We start from the raw sequence: 24052 nt of genomic DNA, 5'->3' as shown, positions 1-24052 counted from the left end.
CCACTGACCGGGTATGAAATCTCGCCCCTCCTTTGCCACTCCCGTGCTGATCACCGAAACCGACGCCTTGGCCGCCCTTTGTGCGCGGCTGGCGGGGCAGGAATTTGTCACGGTGGATACCGAATTCATGCGCGAGCGCACCTATTTTCCCGAGCTATGCGTGATCCAATTGGGTGGGGAGGAGGATGTCGCGGTCATTGATGCGCAAGCGCCGGGCCTGGATTTGGCACCTTTGGGTCTATTGCTCGCCAATCCAGCGGTGACCAAGGTGTTTCACGCCTGCCGCCAGGATGTGGAGATTTTTCTGCTTAAATTCGGCGTTGTGCCGACACCGATTTTTGACACCCAAGTGGCGGCGATGGTCGCTGGATTTGGCGATCAGGTTGGGTATGACACGCTGGTATCGGCGTTGGCGGGCGGCGTGATCGACAAGGCGCATCGGTTTTCCGACTGGCAGGCACGCCCCTTGTCACAGGCGCAAATCAGCTATGCGGCGGCGGACGTGACATGGCTGCGACTGGTCTATCAGGCCTTGCGCGAGCGGCTCAATCGCGATGGCCGGCTGGCTTGGGTGGCCGAGGAGATGGGGCAGTTGGCCGAGCCGGGCACGTATCGCGCCGACCCTGCAGAGGCGTGGCGGCGGTTGAAACTGCGTGGCTCGAACCGGCGTCAGCTTGCTTTGGTGCAAACGATTGCGGCATGGCGCGAGCGGGAAGCGGCGCGGATTAATATTCCACGGCAGCGTGTGATCAAGGATGAGCAAATCCCGGAATTGGCCGCGCTGGCGCCGGTGACGCCCGATGATTTGACCCGGGTGCGCGGGCTGACCAAGGGTTTCGCCGAGGGCAAATCCGGCATGTCGCTGCTTGCGGTGATTGCGGCGGCGAAGGCGATGCCGGAGGCTGATTTGCCGAGCCTGCCCAGCGCGCAGGATGCGGTGCGCCCGTCACCGGCTTTGGTGGCGTTGTTAAAAGTGCTGTTGGCCGAGCGGGCGAATACCCATCATGTCGCGGCGCGCTTGATTGCCTCGTCGGATGATATTGATCGGTTGGCTGGCGATGATATGGCTGATTTACCATGCCTAACCGGCTGGCGCGCCACCGTGTTTGGTGATGACGCGCTGCGGCTCAAATCGGGCAAAATCGCCCTCGTGGCGCGTGGCAAGCGGGTCGAGACCATCGCGATTTAGATCAATGGAATTGATCTAATACATATGCTGACCGCCATTGATCGACAGGGTTGATCCGGTGATGAAGTCCGCATCGTCAGCGGTGAGGAACAGCACGCCACGGGCGATGTCTTCGGCGTGACCCAAGCGGCCGACCGGGATTTTTGCGATGATTTTTTCCAGAACGTCCGGCGGCACGGCGCGCACCATATCAGTATCGACATAGCCGGGGGCGATGGCGTTAACGGTGATGCCAAAGCGGGCCCCTTCCTGGGCGAGGGCTTTGGTGAAGCCATGGATTCCGGATTTCGCGGCGGCGTAATTAACCTGGCCATATTGCCCGGCTTGGCCGTTGATCGAGCCGATATTGACGATGCGGCCGAATTTTTTCGCGCGCATGCCATCGAAGGTGGCTTTGCAAAGATTGAAGCACGAGCCGAGATTGGTATCGATCACCTGATCCCACATATCGCGCGACATCCGCGACATGGTGCCGTCACGGGTGATGCCGGCATTATTGACCAGAATCTCGATCGGGCCGAGGCGGGAGGTGATATGCTCAACGGCTTTCATGCAGGCGTCAAAATCACCGGCGTCAAACTTGATCGCCTCGATCTTGTGAACTTCGGTGAAATTTTCGGCGGCGGTTTGATTGCCGGCATAGCTCGCCACGACCGTGTGGCCTGCCGCCTTCAGCGCGATACTGATTGCGGCGCCAATGCCGCGCGTTCCGCCGGTGACTAATGCGATTCTCGACATTTTTTCTCCCCTTTTTGACAATGCGTCCGGCTCGTTTCGTGCCGGTGCTAAACTTTGCGCCGATTTCGGGCGGAAAGTCCATGATTTAGATCATGATATTGTCGTCATGCGATCGAGGATGACGCTGATCGGGGCTGAATGATCACCGCCCCGATCACGGTGCGCAAATTTCCGCCCGCTGCTTCAAGGCGCGCTTGGGCGGCTGCGGCGGTTAGACCTAATCGTTGCATGATCACCGCAATCTTGATGCGATCGCCGCTGGCGGCGAGGGCGGCTTGGGCATCATGCATCGAGCAGCCAGCGAGGGCGGCGACAATGGCGCAGGCGCGGGCGTGTAACTTGGCGTTGGTAGGCCGCATATCGACCATGTAAGGGCCATAGACCTTGCCAAGCCGGATCATTGCGGTGGTGGAGAGCGCGTTGAGGGCGATTTTTTGCGCCGTGCCGGCTGAGAGGCGGGTTGAGCCGGCGAGAATTTCGGCGCCGCTGTGCAAAATGACCGCGATATCGGCAACCGCCAGGATTTCGCCATCGGGATTGTTGCTGATCGCGGCTGTTGTGCAGCCAAGGGCGCGCGCGCCCGCTAGCCCTGCGCGGACGAATTCGGTGTTGCCGGACGCGGCGATGCCGAGCACCAAATCACCGCCTGTGACGTGATGCGCATGCAATGCGGCAAGGGCGGCGGTGCCATCATCTTCGGCGCCCTCGACCGCGCCGGTGACCGCTTCGGGGCCGCCAGCTAGGATCGGCACCAGAACATTGGCGGGGAGGCTGAAGGTTGGGCCGCATTCGACCGCGTCGAGCACCGCCAGCCGACCGGAGGTGCCCGCACCCAGCGTGATCACACGGTGGCCAGCTTCGATGGTTGTGGCCATGCGGTCGGCCAGCATCGCGAGATCGGCGATGGATGTGCTGAGCGCATGCACGCTGCGCTGTTCCTGGTTCAGCAACAGGGCGATGATCTGGTCACTGGGCAGGGCATCGAGGGCCGTCGCGTTGGCATGGATTTGTTCGGTTGGCGTACGGTTCTGCGGGGGGGTAGCGGGTTTTGGCGCACGGCCCAGCACCGGTTGGCCTTTGATCCAGGTTTCACAGAGTGAAAAATCATCATCGAGCCAAACGAGATCAGCGCGCAGACCGGGTGCGATGCGGCCGCGATCCGTCAAGCCGAGCGCCGCGGCGGGCGTTTCACTGGCGGCGGTCAAGGCCGCGGCGGGCGCGATGCCTTGCGCAATCAATCGCCGCACCGCTTGATCGAGCGTGATGATGGCCCCGCAGAGTGCGCCATCGTCACGGCGGGCGGCGCCATCGCGCACCCAGGCGGGCGCACCGCCAAAGAGCTGGGACGAGCCTTCGGGCAGACCTGCCAGGCTGATCGAATCGGTCACCGCAATGGCGCGTGACCCGGCGGCGGCGAAGCCAACGCGGAGCGCGATGGGGTCAACATGCACCAAATCAGCGATGAAGCAGGGCCATAGGCGCGGATCGCTCAGCGCCACGCCGATTAAGCCGGGATCGCGATGATGCAAGCCGCGCATCGCGTTGAAAACATGGGTAACCAGCCTCGCGCCGGCATTGATGGCGCGCAGGGTCATTGTTGCATCGGCATCCGAATGGCCCAGCGCGACGGTGCAGCCGGCCTCAGTCAGTCGGGAGATGGCAGCCAAGCCGCCGGGCAATTCGGGGGCGAGGGTGATGAGCCGCAAGACCCCGCGTAGCGCGGAGTCGCGCAGCAAATGATCGATCATTGCGGGGTCGGGGATTGCGAGATCCTCAAGCCGATGGGCACCGCGGCGTGACGGCGCGATAAACGGGCCTTCCCAATGCAGGCCCAGCAGATCCGCGCCATCGGCCACCGGCGTGACGGCGGCGAGGCGGGCACTCGCCGCGAGCAAATCGGGGATTGGCGCGGTGATGATGGTGGCGAGAAAGCTGGTAACGCCATGGGCGGCGAGGTCGCGGGCGAGGCGCGCCATATCGGCTTGGGTGGCGCAAGCGCAATCGACACCAAAGGCACCATTCAAATGCAGATCGATCAGGCCGGGGGCAAGAATGCCGCGATCCAGCGTGGTGACCGGTTGATCGGCCGGGGCGCGCTCATGCAGGGCGGTGATGACCCCATCGGTGATCGCGACCACGCCCGGCCCGGTGACTTTGCCATCGCGGAGCAGGGCAGGGGCCGCGATCAACATGACGGCTCAGGTGACCAGCATCGGTCCAAGCGGGCGTCCGGCGAAGAGATGCACGTGCAAATGCGGGACTTCCTGATGGCTGTCCGGCCCCATATTCGCGAGTAACCTGTAGCCATTGACCTCATAGCCCAGCATGCGCGCAACATGACCGATGGCGCGGATCAGGCCGACGATTTCGGCGTCGCTGGCGGTTGCCGAAAAATCAGCGAATGACACGTATTTGCCCTTGGGGATCACCAGAATATGCACGGGCGCTTGCGGGTTGATATCGTGGAAGGCGAGCGCCCATTCATTTTCGTAAACTTTGCGGCTGGGAATTTCGCCGCGCAGAATTTTGGCAAAGACATTATTATCATCATAGGGCGGCAATCCACTGACACCGCGCCGGAGCGTTTGGTTACGACCCTCTGAATTCATGGTATTTTCCTCGTTTCTGCAATGGCGACGGGCACACGCCGCGCTGCCTTCTCGGCGATACCGCTGATGCCTTCGCGCCGCTCAAGCTCGGCCCAAACATCATCGGGTCGCAAACCGCACCCGACCCACATGACCATCATGTGATAGAGCACATCGGCACTTTCGGCGATCAATGCCTCCCGATTGCCAGAGACCGCTTCGATCAGGCATTCCACCGCTTCTTCGCCGAATTTTTGAGCGATTTTTGCGACTCCGCGCGCGAGCAGCCGAGCCGAATGGCTAATCAACGGGTCAGCGGATTTGCGCGACAACACAATCGACCAGAGCCGGTCCAGCACGCGGGCATCGGGCGCGTCCGGGTTGAGCGGCGGCACCGGCGGCAACGTCACCGGAGGTTGGATGAGGCTTTTTGCGCCTTTAGCCTTCAGAACTTTGGGTTTTGGCGCCTTTGGCGCTTTCGACCGTTTGAGTGCTTTCGGCTTGGTGGGCTTTGGTTTTGCTTTGACGGGTTTGCCGGTTGCGATGAGCGTGGTTTTCTTGGCCATGGGGCTTTCTAATCCTGCCGCGCCGCGCCGGGCAAATCCTGTGATTCTAACCGCACGGGCAGGCCGGACGCGGCCAGCGCCGCTTTGACTTCGGCGATGGTAAATTGCCCAAAATGGAACACGCTTGCGGCGAGCAAGCCGGTGGCGCCTGCCTGCGCACCTTGGATGAAATGCTCCAATGTGCCAACGCCGCCGGACGCCACCACCGGCAGGCGCACAGAAGCGCAAGCGGCACGCAGCAGCTTCAGGTCAAAGCCGGTTCCGGTACCGTCACGATCCATTGAGGTGAGCAGTATTTCGCCGGCACCGCGCGCTTCGGCTTCACGACACCAGGCGATGGCGTCAATGCCGGTGGCGCGGCGTCCGCCATGGGTGAAGACTTCCCAGCCATGATCGGTGGCGCGTGCATCAATCGCGACGACGACGCATTGGCTGCCAAATTTATGGGCGGCCTCATTGATCAAGTCCGGTCGGGCCAGGGCTGCGGAATTCATGCTGCATTTATCGGCCCCCGCCAACAAGAGCCGACGCATATCCTCAGTGGAGCGAATGCCGCCGCCCACCGTCAGCGGCAAGAACACCCGCGCTGCGGTGCGTGATACCACATCGAGGATTGTATCGCGGTTTTCGTGGCTCGCGGTGATATCGAGAAATGTCAGCTCGTCCGCCCCGGCGGCATCGTACAGGGCGGCTTGTTCGACTGGATCGCCCACGTCACGCAGCGAGACGAAATTCACCCCTTTGACCACCCGGCCATCTTTGACATCGAGACAGGGGATAACCCGGAGCTTAAGCATCAGGCGGCCAATTTCAGGGCTGAAGCCGGGTCGATCCGGCCATCATAGAGCGCGCGACCGATAATGGCTCCTTCGATATTGCGCGCACGCATCGCACAATCGCGCAGGAGCGCGATGTCACTCAGACCGGCGACACCGCCAGAGGCGATCACCGGGATGGTGACCCGCCGCGCCAAATCTTCGGTGGCCACCAAATTTAGACCGGATAACATGCCGTCGCGGCTGATATCGGTATGGATGATGGCGGCGATGCCGACATCTTCCAATTGCTCGGCCAAAGTTTCGGCCTTTATACTGGAGGTTTCGGCCCAGCCTTCAGTTGCCACCATACCATCGCGCGCATCAATGCCGACAATGATCTGACCGGGAAATTGCCGTGCCGCTTCGCGCACCAGCGTGGGATTTTTCACAGCGACGCTACCGAGAATCACGCGGGCGATGCCTAAGCCGAGCCATGATTCGATTGCGGCGATGTCGCGGATGCCACCGCCCAATTGCACCGGCACGTTGACGGTGGCGAGAATATCACGCACCGCAGCGCCATTGACCGATGCGCCGGCGAAAGCGCCGTTCAAATCGACCACGTGCAAGGCTGCGAAGCCGGCGGCGACAAATTCATGTGCTTGGGCCGCCGGGTCTTGCGCATAGATGGTGGCGCGCTGCATGTCGCCACGGGCGAGGCGCACGCATGCGCCGTCTTTCAGATCAATGGCCGGGTAAAGGGTCAACGCCATGGTTCAGCCTGTTTGCAGTAATTTATGATAAAAATGCCCGCGCAGCGTTTGGCCTTCGGCGCGGGCATAGGCGGGATGCGTGCCCCAGCGGATAAAGCCTGCCGCCTCATAGAGCGCGATGGCGGCGGTTTGGGTTTCGCGCACATCCAGATTGAGCACCTGGAATCCCAGCGCCCGGGCCCGGTCCTCGACGCGGCGGATCAAGAGCCGGGCCAAGCCATGACCACGCGCGTAGGGGGCGACGAAATTATGAGCGAGGGTTGCACCGAAGGCTTGCGCCTCATTATTGCGGGGCGGGCGCACGAGCTGGGCGGCCCCGTAAATCACCCCGTCCATTCGCCCGACGAATAATTCGCGTTCCGGCACCAGCACCACGCCGCGAAAATATTGTTCGAGCGAGGCCCGACCGGGCGGGCGCAGCCAACCAAAGCCGCCGCCATCGATGATGGCGGCATCGGCGGCCTCGCAGAGAGCCTGCATATCGTCGTCTTGAATGGCGGTCAGCCGCTCGACCGCGAGACTATCGGGCGCTGGCAAATCGTTTTTCGGCTCGTTGCGCTTGGTGGTAAAACTCATTGCGGCGTTCCTTTTGGAGCTTGTCCATCCCAGCGCAGAAAATTGCGCAGGATGGTCAAGCCGACTTCCTGGCTTTTTTCAACGTGAAATTGTGTGCCGGCGCGATTGCCGGAAGCCACCATCGCGACCAATTTGCCACCATAATCGGTGTGCGCCAGCACCGTTGCTGGATCGGCACCGGTCAATGCGTAGGAATGCACGAAATAGGCGTGATCGCCGGGATGCAGATCAGCGAGCAAAGGATGCGCTCCGGCGATAAAATCGAGATTATTCCAACCCATATGCGGCATGCGCAGGCCCGGCGCTTCAATCGGCGCGACATCGCCGGCAAGCCACGCGAAACCGGGCGTGGTTTGATGCTCCAGGCCGCGCATGGCCATCAGCTGCATGCCAACGCAAATGCCAAGAAACGGCACGCCCTGATCGACCCGGTCCATCATCGCGGCGCGCAAGCCCGGGCGGGCGGCTAAGCCGGCCGCACAATCGGCAAAGGCACCTTGGCCGGGCAGCACGATGCGCTCGGCGCGCGCAACCACCGATGGATCATCGGTGATCAGCACATTGGCAGAGCAACCGGCACGTTCGGCGGCGATCTGCAAGCCGCGGGCGGCGGAGGCGAGATTGCCGCTGCCATAATCGATGACAGCGCAAATCACAGCGATCCCTTGGTTGAGGGAACAGCGCCCGCGCTGCGCGGATCCGGTTCGACCGCCTGGCGCAAAGCGCGAGCAGCGGCCTTGAAACTGGCTTCGGCGACATGGTGGGCATTATGGCCGGCGCGCTGATAGAGATGCAGCGCGAACGCGCCATTGGCGCTCAGCGAACGAAAAAACTCTTCAACGAGTTGTGTGTCCATGGTGCCGAGCATTGGGCGCTCGAAGGTAATCTCGAACACCAAAAAGCCACGGCCGGACAAATCAACCCCTGCTTGCACGCAGGCCTCATCCATCGGCAGCAATGATTGGCCGAACCGGGTGATGCCCGCCTTGTCGCCCAAGGCCGCGCGTAGCGCTTGGCCGAGCACGATGCCGACATCCTCGATGGTGTGATGCGCATCGATATGCACATCGCCGGTTGCGCGCACCGACAAATCGAACATCGCATGACGGCCAAAGGCCGTCAGCATATGATCGAAAAAGCCGATGCCGGTCGCGATATCGGTGCGGCCACTGCCATCGAGATTGAGCGTGATCTCAATGGCGGTCTCAGCCGTGGTGCGGGTGATTTGCGCAATGCGGTTCATCGACGCTGACTAGCGGAAAAACCCGCCCGCGCCAACCGCCGGTTGCGATTGGCGCGTGATTGCTGATCATCCATCACGCTCCAGCCTGGGATTGCCGATCAATTTCATTGATCTAATGGTTGATTTGCTCCAATGCGAGACCTTTGGTGGACGGGCCGAACGAAATGGCGGTGATGCCGACGATCATCGCGATCCCGATAAACACCGCGACGTAAGGAACGCCGCCTGCGGCGAGCAATGAACCGATGGCGAGCCCGGCAAAGGCGGCGGCCAAGCGGCTCCAGGAATAAACAAAGCCGACCGCCCGGGCGCGAATGCGGGTTGGGTAGAGTTCCGCTTGGTAGTTGTGAAACGCATAGGACATCACGTTAGCGGCCAAGGTGAACAACACGCCGAGCACGATTAGCAGGGCCGGTGCGTTTGACATCGCGAACAAAGCCATCACCACGCCCATCATGGCGAGGCCGCCCATGATTTGGGTTTTTCGCTCGATTCGGTCGGCAAAGAGCGTGCCGAGTAATGGGCCAAACGGGTTGGCGATGGCGATGATGAAGGCGTATTCCAGGCTCGCGGTCACGTGAATCCCGCGATGAATCAGCAAGGTCGGCACCCAGGCGGCGAAGCCATAAAATCCGATGACTTGCGCCATGTTGAAGACCGAGAGCAAAATTGTGCGTTTCAAATATTGCGGCGCGAATATTTCCGCGAGCGTACCATTGCCATCTTCCTCGACCACAGCCGGGGCTGGCTCTGGCAGCGCCTGGCCGGTTTCCGCCATCACTTTGCGCTCGATATCAGCGACGATCCGCTCCGCCTCATCAACGCGGCCCTGGCGCGCCAGCCAGCGCGGGCTTTCGGGGATGTTGCGTTGCAGAAAAAACACCACCAAGGCGCCGACGGAGCCGACCAGCACCACCACCCGCCAATAATCGAGGCCGAATGGTTTGCTGCCTTTTAGCGCGAAGGCCAGAAAGGCGATGCCGGGAACGACCAGATAGGTGATGAATTGGTTGATCGAGAATGCACGGCCACGCTCGCGGCGGGGCATGAGTTCGGAGATGAAAGCATCGATGGTGACCAGTTCGACGCCGATGCCGATGCCGGCAATGAAGCGCCACAAATCAAGGCCAAAGCCCGTGGTTTGAAAGGCCATGATCGCGGTGCAGACCGAATACCAGAGCAATGCCAGGGTAAAAATCAACCGGCGGCCAAAACGATCCGCCACTTGGCCGAAAATCAAAACGCCGACCCACAAGCCAAAGAAGGTGGCGAACACGAAGCTGCCGAAGCCGGCGAGCTTGATGGCGCTGAGCGAGGCGAAAATACCGAGCGACGCGGGCTTGAACAGGCCCGAGCCGATCATGCCGGGCGCGACATAGGCGGTGAAAAACAGGTCGTAAAACTCAAACAGACCGCCGAGCGAAATCAGGATGATAATGGTCCATATGGTGCGCGAGGCCGGCAGACGATCAAGCCGCGCTGCGATTTCCGCTGATTTTAGCGCCGACATTGTAGTTCCCCCGATTTATTGATTTGTCGGGGAATACTACACAAATCGCGCGTGGTGATGCAACTGCGCGCGCCCGTGCGGCGGGCTTAGCGGCGCTGATTGAGGAACCGCACGCCCCACAAACCGGCGAGCATTCCAACCACGAAAATCGCCACTGGCTTTGGGTCGAGCACCAACGCGATCAGGGCCGGGCCAGGGCATAAGCCGATCAGGCCCCAGCCGATGCCGAACAATCCGGCACCGAGGAGGAGCTGCAGCGTAATGCCGCCCGTGGCGAGCACCGGAAATTGCGGGTTGAACCAGGGGTGCTGCATGCGCCGGGCAATGGCAAAGGCGACACTTGCGACCAGCACACCGCCGCCCATGACGAAGGCGAGGCTTGGGTCCCAATGTTCGGTAATATCCAGAAAATTGAGCACTTTGGCCGGGTCCGCCATGCGCGAGACCATCAGCCCGACGCCAAACAAAATGCCCGAAACCAGCCCCGCGAGCGTGCTGCGCATCAGAATAGCGCCCGCGTCAACAAAACCACGAGCACCGCGATCGCCATAAAAGTCCCGGTTGCCGCGATCGAGCGCGGCGAGAGCCGTGACAGGCCGCAAATGCCGTGACCCGATGTGCAGCCACCGCCGAGTGCGCTGCCAACCCCAACCAGCAAGCCGCCACCCAGCAGAAGCGGCGGTGAGCCTTGCAAATGCATGGCCGGCGCGATCCCAAATAGGCGCGCGGCCAAGGGCGTTGCCATCAGACCGGCGAGAAAGGCGACTCGCCAATTGCGCTCGGTGGGCGTGAAAATATTGCCAATAATGCCGCTAATGCCGGCGATCCGACCAATGCTTAGCCAAAGCAGAGAAGCGGACAGGCCGATCATCAAGCCTCCCGCGAGCGAGTATTCAGGCGTGAAGGCGGTTGGCACGGGCACGGGTAGAAGTAATTGTTCCATGAAGAACACTCATATATTCGTTATTTCTGTATATTTGATAAATAAAATATATCTCAAAGTCAAGGGGTTGTCACGGCGCACTGGGCAGTCGATTCCAACGCGGGATGAGCATGGGAACCTCAGCACAATAAGTTTGATAGGCGGCACCATATATCTGGACCAGTTTGCGTTCTTCGAAGCGGATGCCGATCAGGATATAGATCACCGCGAAAATGGTGGTGGCGAGGCTTAGTGGCGTTGTGCAGAGGCCGAGCAGCAGCAAAATCAAGCCGAGATAAAGCGGATGCCGCACAATTCGGTTCATGCCGCTGACGGCCAGAGGCTCCATTGTCGCTGGCGATGTCAGGCCGAGAAATCGGGCGAGGTCATAGGATTTGCCGGCGCGATACAGGATAATCACACCGAGCAAAACGAGGCCATCCATCAAGGCACGAAGCAGAATCGGCCGGTGAAACGGCGCGTGTCCTGCGAATAGAATGGCGCCAAGGGCCAGCACAATGATCAGATGAAGCAGCGCAATCGCGTTATACACAAGGCGTTCTCGGTTGCCCGCGATTCGGCGCAGCCAGGATCGACCCGGCGACGCCGCAAAAAAACTGTGGCCGAGACCAAAACTAACCCATAAAGCGCCATAGAGTGCCATGGGGATGAACAGGCTGGTCATGATTGGGCCACGGATGGGTTGAGTGGGCGACTGATTGGGGATGAATTCATTATCTCTTAACCAATAAAGCAGATAAGGTTTTGTGTCTGTGGATGAAATCGCATAGCGGTGAGCAGCCAACGCTGAATTGAACATGAAATTGGCTTGACATATTCGTCATACGTAATAGACCTAAGTTTATAAGTTTTTGGCCGAAGGCGTCGTCCAGCACCGTCGGTCGTCGTGATAAGCGCCTTTATAAAGATGATCGAGGGGAAATGACCAAACCAAATCGCCGTGACATGTTTAAGTTCGGTGCCGCAGCGGGCGCATCGATGATTGCCGCATCGGCCCGTGCTGCAGGCGCGCCGACGGCGCCACCAGCGGATAATAGCTGGTCGAATTCACTGGGCCATGGTGTGGATTCGCGGCCCTATGGCCAGCCATCGCGCTACGAGAAAAATGTGGTGCGGCGCTATATTCCGTGGCTATCGCCGACGCGCGATGCCGATGCCAGTTTTACGCCACTGCAGGATCAGCCCGGGATCATCACATCCAACGGGCTATTTTTTGAGCGCTATCATGCGGGCCGACCGACAATTAATCCGGATCAATATCGCTTGATGATCTCAGGGATGGTGCGCAAGCCGTTGCTGTTGACGCTGAATGATTTGATGCGGTTCCCATCGGTTTCGCACATCCATTTCATTGAATGTCCCGCCAATGGCGCGACGGAGTGGCCTGCGGCGCAGGTTAATTCGTTACAACTAACCCACGGCATGATCGGCTGCTCGGTATGGACCGGGGTAAAATTATCGACCTTGCTGGACGAGGCTGGGGTTGCACCGGATGCGCGCTGGGTTGTGGCTTCGGGTTCGGATGGCGCGCATATGGACCGCTCGCTGCCGCTGTGGAAATGCCTCGATGATTGCATCATCGCTTACGGGCAGAACGGCGAGGCGGTGCGACCAGAACAAGGCTATCCGGTGCGCTTGGTGGTCCCGGGCTGGCAGGGCAATGTGAATATTAAATGGCTGCGTCAGATTGAGGTCAGTAAGATTCCGGCGATTACCCGCGAAGAAACCAGCGAATATAGCGAGTTACTGCCTTCGGGCGAGGCGTTGGGTTTTACTTGGGTGATGGACGCGAAGTCGGTGATCACTTTTCCGTGCCCAGAAAAACCGCTGGATGGTGGGCCGGGTTTCTATGAAATTCGTGGCTTGGCCTGGAGTGGTCGTGGCAAGGTGAAGCGCGTGGATGTTTCGGTGGATGGCGGTAAGACTTATCGGCCGGCGAAGCTGGACGAACCGATCCTGTCTAAATGCCTGACGCGCTTTACGTTCCCCTGGCAGTGGGATGGCAGACCGGCTCTCATTCAATCGCGGGTGACGGACGAGACGGGCTATGTCCAACCGACGATTGTGCAAAAACATAAATTCTGGGGCCATGACCCGGTTTATGAGAATAATTCGATCCAGACTTGGCAAATTCTGGCCAATGGAAAGGTGAATAATGTCCAGCTTTCTTAATCGCGCTGTTGGCGCAACTATTGTGATCGGACTTGGTGTTGGTGTTGCGGTTGCGGCACCACCGTTCAAACCGGCGCCGATCCCGGCTAATTACCTGAGCACCTGGAAAGCCGAGGCCACCGATTTCGGCAAGCACCCGATGAAAAAACCTGCTCATCCGCCAGGGTTTTATAAAATCGGGACAACGCCGACGCCGGCGCAAGTCGCTGGGTGGACGATCACGGTTTATCCGAACGGTGTGGGTTTGCCGCCAGGGCAGGGGACGGTTTCCCAGGGTGAAAAGCTTTACGGCCAAGATTGCGCGATGTGCCATGGCACGTTCGCTGAGGGAAAAAATGGCTATCCGCAACTCGTTGGTGGCGTTGGTTCACTCAAGACCGCAACGCAGACCAAAACGCTCGGCAGTTACTGGCCGTTTAGCAACACGGTTTGGGATTACATCAATCGGGCGATGCCATTCTATGCGCCCCATACGTTAAAGCCCGATCAGGTCTATGCATTGACCGCGTATCTGCTAAATATGAATGGGATTGTGCATTCGAACTTCGTGGCCAACGCGCAAAGCGTTGCCGATGTGAAAATGCCCGATCGCAATGGGTGGAATTGGAAAGATCCGAGGCCAGTGACGCATAACGTGGCTTGCATGAATAATTGTGTGAAGTCTGGCACGCCGAAGATCACGTCCAACGCCGTAACGATGAATTTGACGCCGCATCTGACCGGTCCGGTGGACCATATGAAGAACGGCAAATGAGGGGGACGTTATGAATTTGCGCGCATCCTTGTTGGGTCTGTCGCTATTGGCGGGGCTCAGTGCGGTCGGTATCAGTCAGGCCGCAACGCCGGCTCAAATTGCTGCAGGGCAAAAAATTGCCGAGACGACGACGCTGGGTAATTGCGATGCATGCCACATGTTTACGGGCGCAACCGAGGCGGGAAATGTTGGGCCTGCGTTGAAAGACGTGAAGTCCATGGTTCCAAACCGTAAGGAATTCTATGCGATCATCTATGATGAGGAAGCGCGCAATCCTCAAACCGTGATGCCGGCATTTGGCAAAAATCATATTTTGTCGCCGGAGCAGATCAACGACGTTATCGACTTCATGTACACCAAGTAAGCGAGGAAACAGTGACACATATTCCATCAATGACGAAATTTTCGCCACGTCGGCGTGAGGTGCTGCTCGGTGCGGCCGCGGGGGCTGCGGCTCTTGCGGTGGCGCCAGGAGGTTTGACCGGGATCGCCCAGGCGGCGGATGTTGCCGACGCGGCGTCTTATCCGGCCAAGGCGTTTGCGCAGACCACGGAAACGGCTGCGCTTAAGTTGATGTATGGCGCAGCGCCGACGCATTCGGCCGATGTTAAAATGGGCGCTCCTGATATTGCTGAAAATGGCGCGGTGGTGCCGGTGACAGTTGATTCGAGCTTGCCCAACGTGACCGCTGTGGCGCTGCTCGCGATCGATAATCCGTTCACCATGGCAGCAGCCTATAAAATTCCGGCTGGCACCAACCCGGGCATTTCGAGCCGCTTAAAGCTCGCCAAGACCACCAAAGTGGTCGCGGTCGTGCAGTCGGGCGGCAAATTATATAGCACGTCAAAGCCGGTTAAAGTCACTCTCGGCGGTTGCGGTTAAGGAGCAGATCAATGGCACATCAAATTCTTATTCATGCGTCCACCGCCGGCGGCGTTACCACGGTTGAAGCGCTGGTCAAGCATCCGATGGATTCCGGCTTCGTGAAGGATAAGGCGGGCAAGATCATCCCGGCGCATTATATCGAAGTCATTGAATTCACCCATGCGGGTAAAGTGGTGCTAACAGGCTATTGGGGGCCGGCGGTTTCCAAAAATCCGTTCATCAAATTCTCCTTTAAGGGCGGCAAGTCGGGCGATCCGATCGGCGTGTCCTGGGTCGACAACAAAGGCGAAAAAGCCAACGTCAGCTCGAATATTATGTGAGTTCACTCCGCCCGAGATCAGGGCGGGTTGGGCGATAGGGAGGGAGCAACGATGAAATTCTTTATAATGGCACTGATGGGTGCCTCGCTCGCGCTGTTTGGGCCGCTGGCCTCGGCGCGCGCGGCGGCGCCGATTAATCCGCAGGCGGACTTGAAGGCGTTTCAGGGTTATTTCCTGAAGCGCTTTCCCAATGTGCCGTTGGCAGCCTATGTGAATGGGCCGTATAATTTCAGCAAGTCGGAAGCCGATCAGTGGAAGCAGATCATGGAGTTTCCGCCCTATCAATTTGCTCTCGATACCGGCAAATCTTTGTTCAATGCCAAGTTTCCGAATGGCAAGGATTATGCCTCGTGTTTTCCGAATGGTGGCATCGGGATAGCGCAAAACTACCCGATGTTTGACGCGAAAACCGGCCGCGTCGTCACGCTTGGCATTGCGATTAATCGTTGCCGGGTCGCGAATGGTTTGAAGAAGCTGAAACTGACCACCGGGCCGATGGCCGATATTTTGGCCTATATGACCTCAACGTCGGACGGTAAGCCGATCAATGTTGTCGTGCCGAATAATCCGAAGGCATTGGCAGCCTATCAGGCGGGTAAGGAGTATTTTTATTCGCGGCGCGGCCAATTGAACTTCTCTTGCGCAAGCTGTCATGTGCAAGAGGCGGGGATGCATTTACGGGGCAACGTGTTGGCACCGGCTTTGGGTATGACGGCTGCATTTCCGCTCTATCGGTCAAAATGGGGCAATATGGGCACGCTGGTGCGGCGCTTCATTGGTTGCAACAAGAAGGTTCATTCGGCGCCAGCGAAGCCTGACAGTGCGGCGTATCGTGATCTCGCCTATTTCTTGACCTATATGGATAATGGGTTGCCGGTTTCCGGCCCGGGAGCGCGGCCATGAGAAAAACACTGATGGCGGCTGGGGTGGCGCTGGTTCTGATGCCGTTCCTGGCCCAAGCGGGCGGGCCGAGCAAAGCGGTTGCGGCCAAGGCGATTTCCAGCGCAGCTGCGCGGATCAAAATTGCCGAAGGCATGAATGATCAATGGTTGGCGACATTGGCCGCATTCAAAGCGGCCAAGGCGGCTGAGGCCAAGGGTGATTTTGCCCTAGCGCAATCCAAGGCGATGACGGCGGAGACGCTCGCTAATTTGTCGATCCAGCAGGCCACAGTGCAAAAGAAGCTTTGGGTCAACGAAGTCGTCAAGTAAGTTTGGTTAAATCATGAGGCCGGGACGTATCCGGCCTCGTTGCCAAGGAATGTCTCGATGAAGGCTACAAGACGCGCAGTTATGGTTGCTGCGGGCACCACGGCTTTGTTGCCCCGTTTCGCATTTTCAGCGTCTGATCCGTATGACGTGCCGATGCAGGGCAGCGTGCGGATCATTCATCAGACCGATACCCATGCCCAAGCACGACCAGTGCAGTTTCGTGAACCCTCGCAGAATATCGGCGTGGGTGCTGCGGAAGGTCACGCCCCGCATTTCGTTGGGCATGCCTTCCTTAAGCATTACGATATGAAGCAAGGCACCCGCGATGCGCACGCCTATACTTTCCTCGATTTTGTTAAGCTTGCGCATCAATATGGCCCGCTTGGCGGCTTTGCGCATCTAAAGACCGTGATCGATCAGTTGCGCGCGGGGGCTGGCCCTGGCAAATCGCTGCTGCTCGATGGTGGCGATCTGTGTCAGGGCACCGGGGTGGCTAATCTCACCAAGGGTCTGAGCATGGTTGAGCTGGGTAATATGCTCGGCATTGATGCGATGACCGGTCATTGGGAGTTCACCTATGGCGAAGCGGGGGTCGAGAACATTATCAAGACGTTTCATGGCAAGTTCATTGCCCAAAACGTTTTTCTCTCCGCTGAAGCCGGCATGACCGGCAAGCCGGCCTTCAACACGCAAACCGGTCAGGTGTTTGAGCCTTATATTATTCGCGAGCTCGGTGCATATCGGGTTGGCGTGATCGGTCAGGCATTCCCCTATGTGCCAATTGCGCATCCGCGTCGGTTCGTGCCCGATTGGCGGTTTGGCATCCACGAATCGCACATGCAAAAAATGATCGACGAGCTTCGTCAGACACATAAGGTCGATGCTGTTCTATTGCTGTCGCATAATGGCATGGAGGTCGATCTCAAGCTGGCATCGCGCGTGACCGGGCTTGATATTATTTTGGGCGGTCACACGCATGACGCGGTGCCGCATCCGGTTTTGGTGAAAAATCCGGGCGGGACCACCATTGTTACCAATGCAGGGACCGCGGGTAAGTTTGTTGCCGTGCTTGATCTTGATTTGGCCAAGGGTAAATTACGCGATTTACACTATAAATTGCTGCCGATTTACACCGATATGATCAAGCCTGACGCGGCGGTCAGCGCTGCCATTGAGAAATCTGAAGCGCCCTATCAGAAAATGTTGTCCGAAAAACTCGCTGATACCGAGTTACTGCTGTATCGGCGCAATAATTTCTACGGTTCGGTCGATCAGGTGATTATGAATGCCGCGCGCGAGGAGATGGATGCTGAAATCGCCTTCTCGCCCGGATTTCGCTGGGGAAATTCGTTCTTGCCCGGCTCGCCCTTCACGATGGGCGATTTGCTAAGCGAAACCGCGATCACCTATCCGATGGCCTATACGTCAATGATGACGGGCAGTGCGATCAAGGCGATGATGGAAGATGTCTGCGATAATTTGTTCAACCCCGATCCATATTACCAGCAAGGCGGTGATATGATCCGCGTCGGTGGTATGAACTACGCTTGCGCGCCGGCCAAGCTGATTGGGCATCGGATTTCCAACATGGTGCTCGATAGCGGCAAGCCGGTCGAGGCGAATAAATCCTATAAAGTGGTCAGTTGGGCGTCGGTTAGCCTGCCGCAGAACGGCAAACCGATTTGGGATGTGGTTGCGAGCAATTTGCGCCGCCATAAAGTGGTGAAAGTCGCCAAGCCGAATCAGGTGAAACTAGTTGGCATAGAGCACAATCCCGGCTACGAAACCTAATGAACCGTCGTTTCGCCGTTTTAGGCAGTGTTGCGCTCGCGCTATCGCCAGTTGCCGCGTGGGCCGGCAAAAACCCGTTTGCAACCCATAAATTGGTGCTGCAACTTTCCGATGCGACACCAGCCAAACAAAAGGAAGTGCTAAATAACGCGAATGCGGTGCTGAAAGCCTATCCTGATACGGTTTCGATTGTCGTTGTCGCCTTTGGACCAGGGGTATCGTTACTGTTTGCCGATAGCGCTCTGCGAGTGCGGGTCAATAGTTTGGCCGCACAGGGCGTTCAATTCGATGTTTGTATGAATACAATCAACACCATCACCCGTAAAACCGGTAAGACGCCGCTGCTGAACCCGATCGCAAAAAAAGTGCCGTTCGGGGTGGTGCGCATTATGCAACTGGTTAAGCGCGGCTATATCCTCGTTCGGCCCTAAGGATTGACTGGCTCTAAAACCTAGGCTCGCCATTAACGTCATTGCTCCAAGCCGCCAGGGGGTCGATACGTTGACCCCCGGCGGGTGGGTGAGGCGCGGAAAGCCGATCAGCGACTCACGGCTAGCTTGGTGAGCGGAATGGCTTGAAGATATCCAGCATTCGTGCCGATGAAGTAGGTGTTGCCCACCACATCGCCATTTTGCGGACCGTAGCCGCCCTGCTTGAAATTGATATTGTTCAAGACTTTGCCGGTCTTTTTATCGAGAGTGATGATCGCGCCTTTGGCCGTCGGTTGAATGATGTCGGCGCCAACGATCGTCGGGGCGGCCTTCATGCCGACTTTCAGCGGGGTGTGCCACAGGATTTTTCCGGATTTGGCATCAATCGCATATTCCTGATGGGTCACCGGACTGCCGGTGTAGATTATGCTAGCGGCGATCGCTGGAACTGCGTCCTTATTACGAGGCGGTGATTTGCCGGTGCCAAGATTGACCGACCAAAGAATTTTGCCGGTGGCGATATCAATCGCCAACTCCTCGGACGAGGAATTTTTGGTCTCGGTTGCGGTGCGGGTTTCGATTTGTCCGATTGTTTCGTTGCCAGTTACCGCCCAAGTACCATCACCGCCGCTGCTGGAGAAGATATTTTTCGGATGCACGCGCCAGAGCAATTTGCCACTCGCGGCGTTTACGGCCACGATGTCACTCGGATGGGTGCCGCCCATGATCACAATATTTTGTCTGGGATCGAACGCGGCGGAGGACATGCTAACAAACGACTTAATCGGCGTTTTCCATTTCAGAGCGCCGGTTGCCGCATCCAATGCATAGACATGGCCATCACCATTGCCAAATAGCAACAAGCCCCGATCAAACACGGCGCTGGGCATATCTTCGCCCTTGGTTTTAAAGCTCCAGACGAGCGCGCCGGTTTGTGCATTAATCGCGTCAATGGCCGATACGTCGGTACCTCGGATCACCTGAGCGCCTTTGGTTGCGAATTTCTTCGCGTGGCTAAAGGCAAATACCGAATTACCAGCACCGACAAACACTAGCTCTTTACCGGCAGCGGTGGCGACCACAGGCACGGTCATCAATTGATTATAGGCGTTGAATGACCAAAGTAACTTGCCCGTTTTGGCATCCAATTTGTAGAGATAGCCATTATCGTTGGGTGCGTAGACCGCATCATTCGCCACCGCGACACCGATAGGAAAGCCGACCAAATCACGGATGATGGTGTTATTATGCACCGCTTGGCGCGCCGCAGCGGCCCCTGGTGCCTGAAAAGTCCAGGAAACAGCCGGAAAGTCTGACGTGAAGGCCGCGTTATGGCTGGGTTGCAGCGCATACATCGGCCATGATGCGGGCGTGTTGCCCGCGAACGCCGTGGTGGTGAGTGCAGCCACAAGAGCAGCGCTGGCGAGCAATGTTTTTTTGACTATCATGTTCTGTTTCCTGGACTGTGCTGCCGACTTATTTCGCGTAATGATAGCCGGCGAGCTGCAATTGCGGGATCGTGCCGACGACGCCAGGTGTGAGCACGGCGCCTTGAATGAGATGGTTGGTGAATTCAGCCGCAATCTCGGGATGGCTCAGCTTGTCAGGATTTATGCCTTTTTTCAGCACAGCCGAAGTAAGTTCCCAAACAGCGTTATGGCACGCGCAAAAAACCACGCCACGACGCTGCAACACCGCAATACTGTTATCGAGCGGGGAGAAAACACCGGTCGGATCGTTATAGTCAGCAGGGTTTGCCTTGGCCGCAGCCGGTGTTTCGATCCAGCTATTGGCTTTGATCTTGCCGCCGGTGAACGCAGTAAGATATTTTCCCCAGATATAGGCATCGTACAAAGCGAGATGCGCTGTGCCATGGGTTGCGGAAACGGCGATAAAATCGGGGTGTTTCCAGGACCAGATTTGCGCATTCATCGAGTTGCGCATCAAATTGAGCCACGGGCTTTCGAGGGCCGTGTTGTCCCAAACTTGCTTCGGCCCGCCCTCATAGCTGAACAGCAAATGTAATGCCTCGCTGTCATACTGGTCGGCGCTGGTCAAAATCATTGGCACGGTCTTGAAGTTTCGCCGACGCGGCGCTTTGGCCAAAGCTGCTGCTAGGGCGCGGATCTTGGTGCCCTGAGCGGGGATCAGCGTGTCGTTTGTGCTGGCGGCTTGCGCCACGCCGATCGGCGACATCGCACTCGCTACCGCCGCGATGCCAATGCCAGCCGCCGGCAGTGCTATCGCGGTGCGGCGCGAGATTTCAGGTGAGTCGGTCATGGGACATCCTTTCTGGTTTAAAGCCATTATGGCTTGGCGCCGAGTAATTTGCCGTTGACGGTTTCGCCGTACATCGAAAACTTGTTGTTGTGGAACTTGGTGCGTGTCGCCGCGATTGAGCCGACAAATCGGGGATCTTGAGGCCGATTATGGCTATCAATATAGTCCGCGACGTCCCAGGCTTGCTGGGGTGTCAGAGTGCCGACCGCGCCAAATGGCATATTGGCGTGGATAAATTCGGCCGCGTTTTTAATGCTGCCCATTCCAGCACCCCAATTGAAGGATTTGGGGCCCCATAATGCCGGAAACATTGTTTGTCCGCGCACATATTGGCCCGCACCGTCGGCCTCATGGCAGAGTGCGCAATTGGCTTTGTACACGGCGGCACCCCGGGCATAATTCGGCGCCAAGGGAGCTGCTGGCAATGCCGGATAGCCGCGCCCGGCCAGCTTGGCGCCGGTAGGGGCGCCTTTGGCGAGCCAATAGGAATAAGCCTCCAGCGCGATAATGGTTTTGCTGTCCAGAGCAGGCACTTTACCATTTTCACTAAAGCGGAAGCAGCCTTGCAACCGCATGCCGAAATTATTCACTTTCTTATTTTTCGCACGATACGCCGGATAGGCCGTGTAGGCTGCCCACATCGGCGCGGACCCGGCCAATCGACCGGCATCCAGATGGCAATTGCTGCAATTCAAGCCATTGCCGATGATGCCCTTGCCGTAGATTGTCGTGTGGCGAAAAATATTTTCGCCGAGCTTGACCGCAGCACCAAATTTTCCGGTTGGCATCGCCGTGTAAGCTGGCGGCGTGAAAGCGGTGGCGGGTGCGGCAATGGCCGCGCCGGGAGCGAGAAGTAGTGTTAGCAGCAGCGTGAAACGACGCATCATTTTGCTCCTTTCACATTTGCGTGCGATGGCTCGCCGGGCTTGGGCAGAATAGTTGGATTAGCGGACAGGGCTGCATAATATCCGGCCACGGCATCGATTTGCGCATCGTTCAGCTTGCTTGCGACATTGCGCATCAAATGCAAAGGATCATTGGAACGGCTGCCTTTTTGCCAAGCGATCAATTGATTGGCGAGATAGGCCTTCGGTTGCCCGGCGAGACGCGGGAAATTGGCGCCAACGCCGATGCCATAAGGACCGTGACAGGATTCGCAGGAGGGCAGGCCGCTGAGCTGTTGGTGCCAAGCCCCGTTGATTGCCAAATCGTCGCCAGGACCAGCGGGCAGGGGCGATGGTTCTGCTTTGGGGGGAACCGGCAGATTCGTATAATAATTGGCGATGATGGTTCGGTCCGCCTTGGTCAATTTGCTTGCAAATGACTGCATGATCGCGTTGACCCGGCCACCATGTTTAAAGCTGTATAGCTGCTGCTCCAAATAGGCGGCGGGCAGGCCAGCCAAGGCGGGAAACCCGGTTTGGGCATTGCCGAGCCCGTTCGCACCATGGCAGCTCGCACAAGTGGCCACCTGCGGCGGCGCGGCGGCGCCGGTGAGCAGAGCGGCAACGCCAGCGGCGGCCAAACCGACGCGAACCCGATTTGAGGTTGAATGACGCATGGATGTTCCTCCGCGCAAAAGATGTCGAGATTAATATTCCAATCTCTGCAACAATGCAATTGATCAGCCCGTGGGCGCGACTATGCGCGCGTTAGTGGGGGCGGAGCCGCCGATGCAAGTTGATCGGAAACTCACGAACGCGCTGGCCCGTCGCATGCCAAACCGCGTTGGCGCCGATGGCGCCGGTGGTGGCGATTTCGCCCACGCCCTAGTTCCCAGCGCTTTGACGAACGGGGCCTGTTCTTCAACGAGAATGAATTGGCAGCCAGGCGCCCTCCGACTCGTTGATACGTTTATCGATGGGTTATGCCGCACGCCGGATGCGCGATCCGGCGTGCGCGCTGACCGGGTCACGCCGCGTCAGCGAATTGGCGTTCCTTGTGGCCAATATCAAACTCGCTGCCTTTGAGCATCATGTTCCAATATAGATAAGGCAGAAACTTGGTTTTCAACAACCACGAAGAGAGTCGGGGCACCCGCGGATCGAGCGGGAAACTCGGCGTCACTTTGCCGCCATAGGTAAATTCCGCCAGCACGATTTTGCCATAGCCGGTGGTGAGCGGACAGGAGCCATAACCATCATAGGTTGCACTACCCTGCTCAGCGCGCATCGCCGCTAACAGGTTGCGCACCACCACCGGGGCCTGCATGCGCACGGCTGCCGCCGTTTTGCTATTGGGCGTGCTCGCCGCATCGCCAAGGCTAAAAATATTTTTATATTTGACGTGTTGCATCGATGTTTGATCAACCTGGACGAAGCCGGCTTCGTTGGCAATCGGGCTGCCTTTCAAGAAGTCAGGCGCGCATTGCGGTGGGGTGACATGGATCATGTCAAAATCCAGCACCGTCTCGGAGACGCTGCCATCAGCGGCGGTCACCGCGAAGGTCGCCTTTTTGGCTGGACCATCGATCTTTTTCAGCACCGTTTTATAATTCACGTTAATTTGATGGTCCTGCATCGCGGACTTCAGCGCCGGCACGAAAAACGCTACGCCAAACAATGTCTCGAGCGCCGTGCAAAATTTGATCTCCGTTGCCGCCCGCTTGCCAGTTTTGCGCAAATGATCAGCGGCGAGATACGCGATTTTTTGTGGCGCGCCGGGACATTTGATTGGCATGGGCGGTTGGGTGAAAATCATGGTGCCGCCTTGGAAGGATTTGATGCATTCCCAGGTATAAGCGGCCAAGTCACCACGATAATTGCTGCACACACCGTTGCGGCCCAGCGTCTCGCTCAGACCCTCAATTTTGTCCCAATCAAGCTTCAAGCCGGGGCAAACCACCAAATAGCGATAGGTCACCCGGCTGCTATCGGCCAAGACGACGCAATGATCATCAGGCTCGAACGACGCGGCGGCTTGCTTGATCCAATCAACGCCTTTGGGAATCAGAGAGGCTTCTTTCTTGATGGTCTGCCCGAGATTGAACACGCCAGCACCCACCAAGGTCCAGCCCGGCTGATAGGCATGGGTTTCCGAAGGTTCGATGATCGCGATCGAGCCATTGATTTTACTGCGCAGCATCGCGGCTGTCGTGATACCCGCTGCACCGCCGCCAACAATCAAAACATCATAGGGGGCTCTGGTTGGGGCGGTTTGGTGATCGGCGGCCAGATTGGGCATAGGGGATATCCTCCTTGATTTATGATTTTCGGGCACAAAGCGGCGCGGTAGCGCATGCTTGCAAATAAACGTATATATGTCTAGCTTAAATATGCAGAATATAGTGCCGTTCAGGGTGTTTAGTCCCTGTTCGGTGACGAT

General features: G+C 58.0%; 28 protein-coding genes. 10 read left to right on the top strand and 18 right to left on the bottom strand.

What is annotated here, in order from left to right; translation table 11 throughout:
- The first annotated feature begins 13 nt into the window (after positions 1 to 13).
- A complete protein-coding gene (gene rnd / locus ACYUCQ_RS13385) occupies positions 14 to 1189 on the top strand; it encodes a ribonuclease D (RefSeq protein WP_460255049.1) in 1176 nt (391 codons plus the stop codon).
- 15 nt (positions 1190 to 1204) lie between these two features.
- Here the strand turns inward: rnd and phbB are convergent, their stop codons facing one another.
- The 13 genes from phbB to ACYUCQ_RS13320 form a co-directional block, all read right to left on the bottom strand.
- Positions 1205 to 1927, bottom strand: a complete 723-nt coding sequence (phbB, locus tag ACYUCQ_RS13380) for an acetoacetyl-CoA reductase (RefSeq protein ID WP_460255048.1) — start codon at positions 1925 to 1927, stop codon at positions 1205 to 1207.
- Positions 1928 to 2031: 104 nt separating this feature from the next.
- The gene (gene nagA, locus ACYUCQ_RS13375; protein ID WP_460255047.1) at positions 2032 to 4119 is read right to left on the bottom strand and encodes an N-acetylglucosamine-6-phosphate deacetylase; all 2088 of its coding nucleotides are present in this window, start codon (positions 4117 to 4119) and stop codon (positions 2032 to 2034) included.
- 6 nt (positions 4120 to 4125) lie between these two features.
- Positions 4126 to 4536, bottom strand: a complete 411-nt coding sequence (locus ACYUCQ_RS13370; protein WP_460255046.1) for a histidine triad nucleotide-binding protein — start codon at positions 4534 to 4536, stop codon at positions 4126 to 4128.
- Positions 4533 to 5081, bottom strand: coding sequence for a phosphoribosyl-ATP diphosphatase (locus tag ACYUCQ_RS13365; protein ID WP_460255045.1), 549 nt, complete (start codon positions 5079 to 5081; stop codon positions 4533 to 4535). Before ACYUCQ_RS13365 ends, ACYUCQ_RS13370 begins: the two co-directional genes overlap by 4 nt.
- 8 nt (positions 5082 to 5089) lie before the next feature.
- On the bottom strand, positions 5090 to 5878 hold the full coding sequence (hisF, locus tag ACYUCQ_RS13360) for an imidazole glycerol phosphate synthase subunit HisF (protein ID WP_460255044.1): 789 nt from the start codon (positions 5876 to 5878) through the stop codon (positions 5090 to 5092).
- On the bottom strand, positions 5878 to 6612 hold the full coding sequence (gene hisA, locus ACYUCQ_RS13355) for a 1-(5-phosphoribosyl)-5-[(5-phosphoribosylamino)methylideneamino]imidazole-4-carboxamide isomerase (RefSeq protein WP_460255043.1): 735 nt from the start codon (positions 6610 to 6612) through the stop codon (positions 5878 to 5880). Before hisA ends, hisF begins: the two co-directional genes overlap by 1 nt.
- A 3-nt stretch (positions 6613 to 6615) precedes the next feature.
- On the bottom strand, positions 6616 to 7188 hold the full coding sequence (locus tag ACYUCQ_RS13350) for a GNAT family N-acetyltransferase (RefSeq protein WP_460255042.1): 573 nt from the start codon (positions 7186 to 7188) through the stop codon (positions 6616 to 6618).
- Positions 7185 to 7844, bottom strand: a complete 660-nt coding sequence (hisH, locus tag ACYUCQ_RS13345; RefSeq protein WP_460255041.1) for an imidazole glycerol phosphate synthase subunit HisH — start codon at positions 7842 to 7844, stop codon at positions 7185 to 7187. Before hisH ends, ACYUCQ_RS13350 begins: the two co-directional genes overlap by 4 nt.
- On the bottom strand, positions 7841 to 8431 hold the full coding sequence (gene hisB / locus ACYUCQ_RS13340) for an imidazoleglycerol-phosphate dehydratase HisB (RefSeq protein ID WP_460255040.1): 591 nt from the start codon (positions 8429 to 8431) through the stop codon (positions 7841 to 7843). The genes hisH and hisB overlap by 4 nt, the downstream gene beginning before the upstream one ends.
- A 112-nt stretch (positions 8432 to 8543) precedes the next feature.
- On the bottom strand, positions 8544 to 9941 hold the full coding sequence (locus ACYUCQ_RS13335) for an MFS transporter (protein WP_460255039.1): 1398 nt from the start codon (positions 9939 to 9941) through the stop codon (positions 8544 to 8546).
- Between the two features lie 86 nt (positions 9942 to 10027).
- The gene (locus ACYUCQ_RS13330; protein ID WP_460255038.1) at positions 10028 to 10444 is read right to left on the bottom strand and encodes a DUF6691 family protein; all 417 of its coding nucleotides are present in this window, start codon (positions 10442 to 10444) and stop codon (positions 10028 to 10030) included.
- Positions 10444 to 10884: a YeeE/YedE family protein gene (locus ACYUCQ_RS13325; RefSeq protein WP_460255037.1), complete on the bottom strand. Its 441-nt coding sequence runs from the start codon at positions 10882 to 10884 to the stop codon at positions 10444 to 10446. Before ACYUCQ_RS13325 ends, ACYUCQ_RS13330 begins: the two co-directional genes overlap by 1 nt.
- Before the next feature lie 70 nt (positions 10885 to 10954).
- Positions 10955 to 11548 (bottom strand): methyltransferase family protein, encoded by a 594-nt coding sequence (locus ACYUCQ_RS13320; protein ID WP_460255036.1) that lies wholly within the window; start codon positions 11546 to 11548, stop codon positions 10955 to 10957.
- Between the two features lie 257 nt (positions 11549 to 11805).
- On the opposite strand from ACYUCQ_RS13320, the gene soxC reads away from it, so the two are divergent.
- Genes soxC through ACYUCQ_RS13275 form a run of 9 tightly spaced genes read left to right on the top strand, consistent with a single transcriptional unit; the run spans position 11806 to position 18448 of the window.
- Positions 11806 to 13056, top strand: coding sequence for a sulfite dehydrogenase (gene soxC / locus ACYUCQ_RS13315; protein WP_460255035.1), 1251 nt, complete (start codon positions 11806 to 11808; stop codon positions 13054 to 13056).
- On the top strand, positions 13040 to 13810 hold the full coding sequence (locus ACYUCQ_RS13310; protein ID WP_460255034.1) for a c-type cytochrome: 771 nt from the start codon (positions 13040 to 13042) through the stop codon (positions 13808 to 13810). Before soxC ends, ACYUCQ_RS13310 begins: the two co-directional genes overlap by 17 nt.
- Positions 13811 to 13820: 10 nt before the next feature.
- Positions 13821 to 14174: a sulfur oxidation c-type cytochrome SoxX gene (gene soxX / locus ACYUCQ_RS13305; protein WP_460255033.1), complete on the top strand. Its 354-nt coding sequence runs from the start codon at positions 13821 to 13823 to the stop codon at positions 14172 to 14174.
- A gap of 29 nt (positions 14175 to 14203) precedes the next feature.
- Positions 14204 to 14692 carry a thiosulfate oxidation carrier protein SoxY gene (gene soxY, locus ACYUCQ_RS13300; RefSeq protein ID WP_460255032.1) on the top strand — a complete coding sequence of 163 codons (489 nt, stop codon included), beginning with the start codon at positions 14204 to 14206 and terminating at the stop codon, positions 14690 to 14692.
- Positions 14693 to 14703: 11 nt separating this feature from the next.
- Positions 14704 to 15015 (top strand): thiosulfate oxidation carrier complex protein SoxZ, encoded by a 312-nt coding sequence (soxZ, locus tag ACYUCQ_RS13295; RefSeq protein WP_460255031.1) that lies wholly within the window; start codon positions 14704 to 14706, stop codon positions 15013 to 15015.
- Between the two features lie 51 nt (positions 15016 to 15066).
- Positions 15067 to 15918, top strand: a complete 852-nt coding sequence (gene soxA / locus ACYUCQ_RS13290; protein ID WP_460255030.1) for a sulfur oxidation c-type cytochrome SoxA — start codon at positions 15067 to 15069, stop codon at positions 15916 to 15918.
- Positions 15915 to 16226, top strand: coding sequence for a hypothetical protein (locus tag ACYUCQ_RS13285; RefSeq protein WP_460255029.1), 312 nt, complete (start codon positions 15915 to 15917; stop codon positions 16224 to 16226). The genes soxA and ACYUCQ_RS13285 overlap by 4 nt, the downstream gene beginning before the upstream one ends.
- A 57-nt stretch (positions 16227 to 16283) precedes the next feature.
- Positions 16284 to 18017 carry a thiosulfohydrolase SoxB gene (gene soxB, locus ACYUCQ_RS13280; protein WP_460255028.1) on the top strand — a complete coding sequence of 578 codons (1734 nt, stop codon included), beginning with the start codon at positions 16284 to 16286 and terminating at the stop codon, positions 18015 to 18017.
- Entirely contained in the window at positions 18017 to 18448 is a 432-nt protein-coding gene (locus ACYUCQ_RS13275) for a DsrE family protein (protein WP_460255027.1), read from the top strand. Before soxB ends, ACYUCQ_RS13275 begins: the two co-directional genes overlap by 1 nt.
- Before the next feature lie 107 nt (positions 18449 to 18555).
- Here ACYUCQ_RS13275 and ACYUCQ_RS13270 read toward each other — a convergent pair whose 3' ends face one another.
- The 5 genes from ACYUCQ_RS13270 to ACYUCQ_RS13250 all read right to left on the bottom strand — a co-directional run bounded on the left by ACYUCQ_RS13270 (position 18556) and on the right by ACYUCQ_RS13250 (position 23911).
- Entirely contained in the window at positions 18556 to 20031 is a 1476-nt protein-coding gene (locus tag ACYUCQ_RS13270) for an outer membrane protein assembly factor BamB family protein (protein ID WP_460255026.1), read from the bottom strand.
- A complete protein-coding gene (gene tetH, locus ACYUCQ_RS13265) occupies positions 19925 to 20728 on the bottom strand; it encodes a thiosulfate dehydrogenase (RefSeq protein ID WP_460255025.1) in 804 nt (267 codons plus the stop codon). Before tetH ends, ACYUCQ_RS13270 begins: the two co-directional genes overlap by 107 nt.
- Positions 20729 to 20754: 26 nt before the next feature.
- Positions 20755 to 21615 (bottom strand): c-type cytochrome, encoded by an 861-nt coding sequence (locus ACYUCQ_RS13260; RefSeq protein ID WP_460255024.1) that lies wholly within the window; start codon positions 21613 to 21615, stop codon positions 20755 to 20757.
- Positions 21612 to 22289, bottom strand: a complete 678-nt coding sequence (locus ACYUCQ_RS13255; protein ID WP_460255023.1) for a c-type cytochrome — start codon at positions 22287 to 22289, stop codon at positions 21612 to 21614. Before ACYUCQ_RS13255 ends, ACYUCQ_RS13260 begins: the two co-directional genes overlap by 4 nt.
- 350 nt (positions 22290 to 22639) lie before the next feature.
- On the bottom strand, positions 22640 to 23911 hold the full coding sequence (locus ACYUCQ_RS13250) for an NAD(P)/FAD-dependent oxidoreductase (RefSeq protein ID WP_460255022.1): 1272 nt from the start codon (positions 23909 to 23911) through the stop codon (positions 22640 to 22642).
- Positions 23912 to 24052 lie beyond the last annotated feature (141 nt).

The sequence above is a fragment of the Acidiphilium sp. MT5 genome (assembly GCF_054767495.1).
The sequence above is the reverse complement of the archived record's forward strand: the minus strand, read 5'-3'. Positions and strand labels throughout refer to the sequence as shown.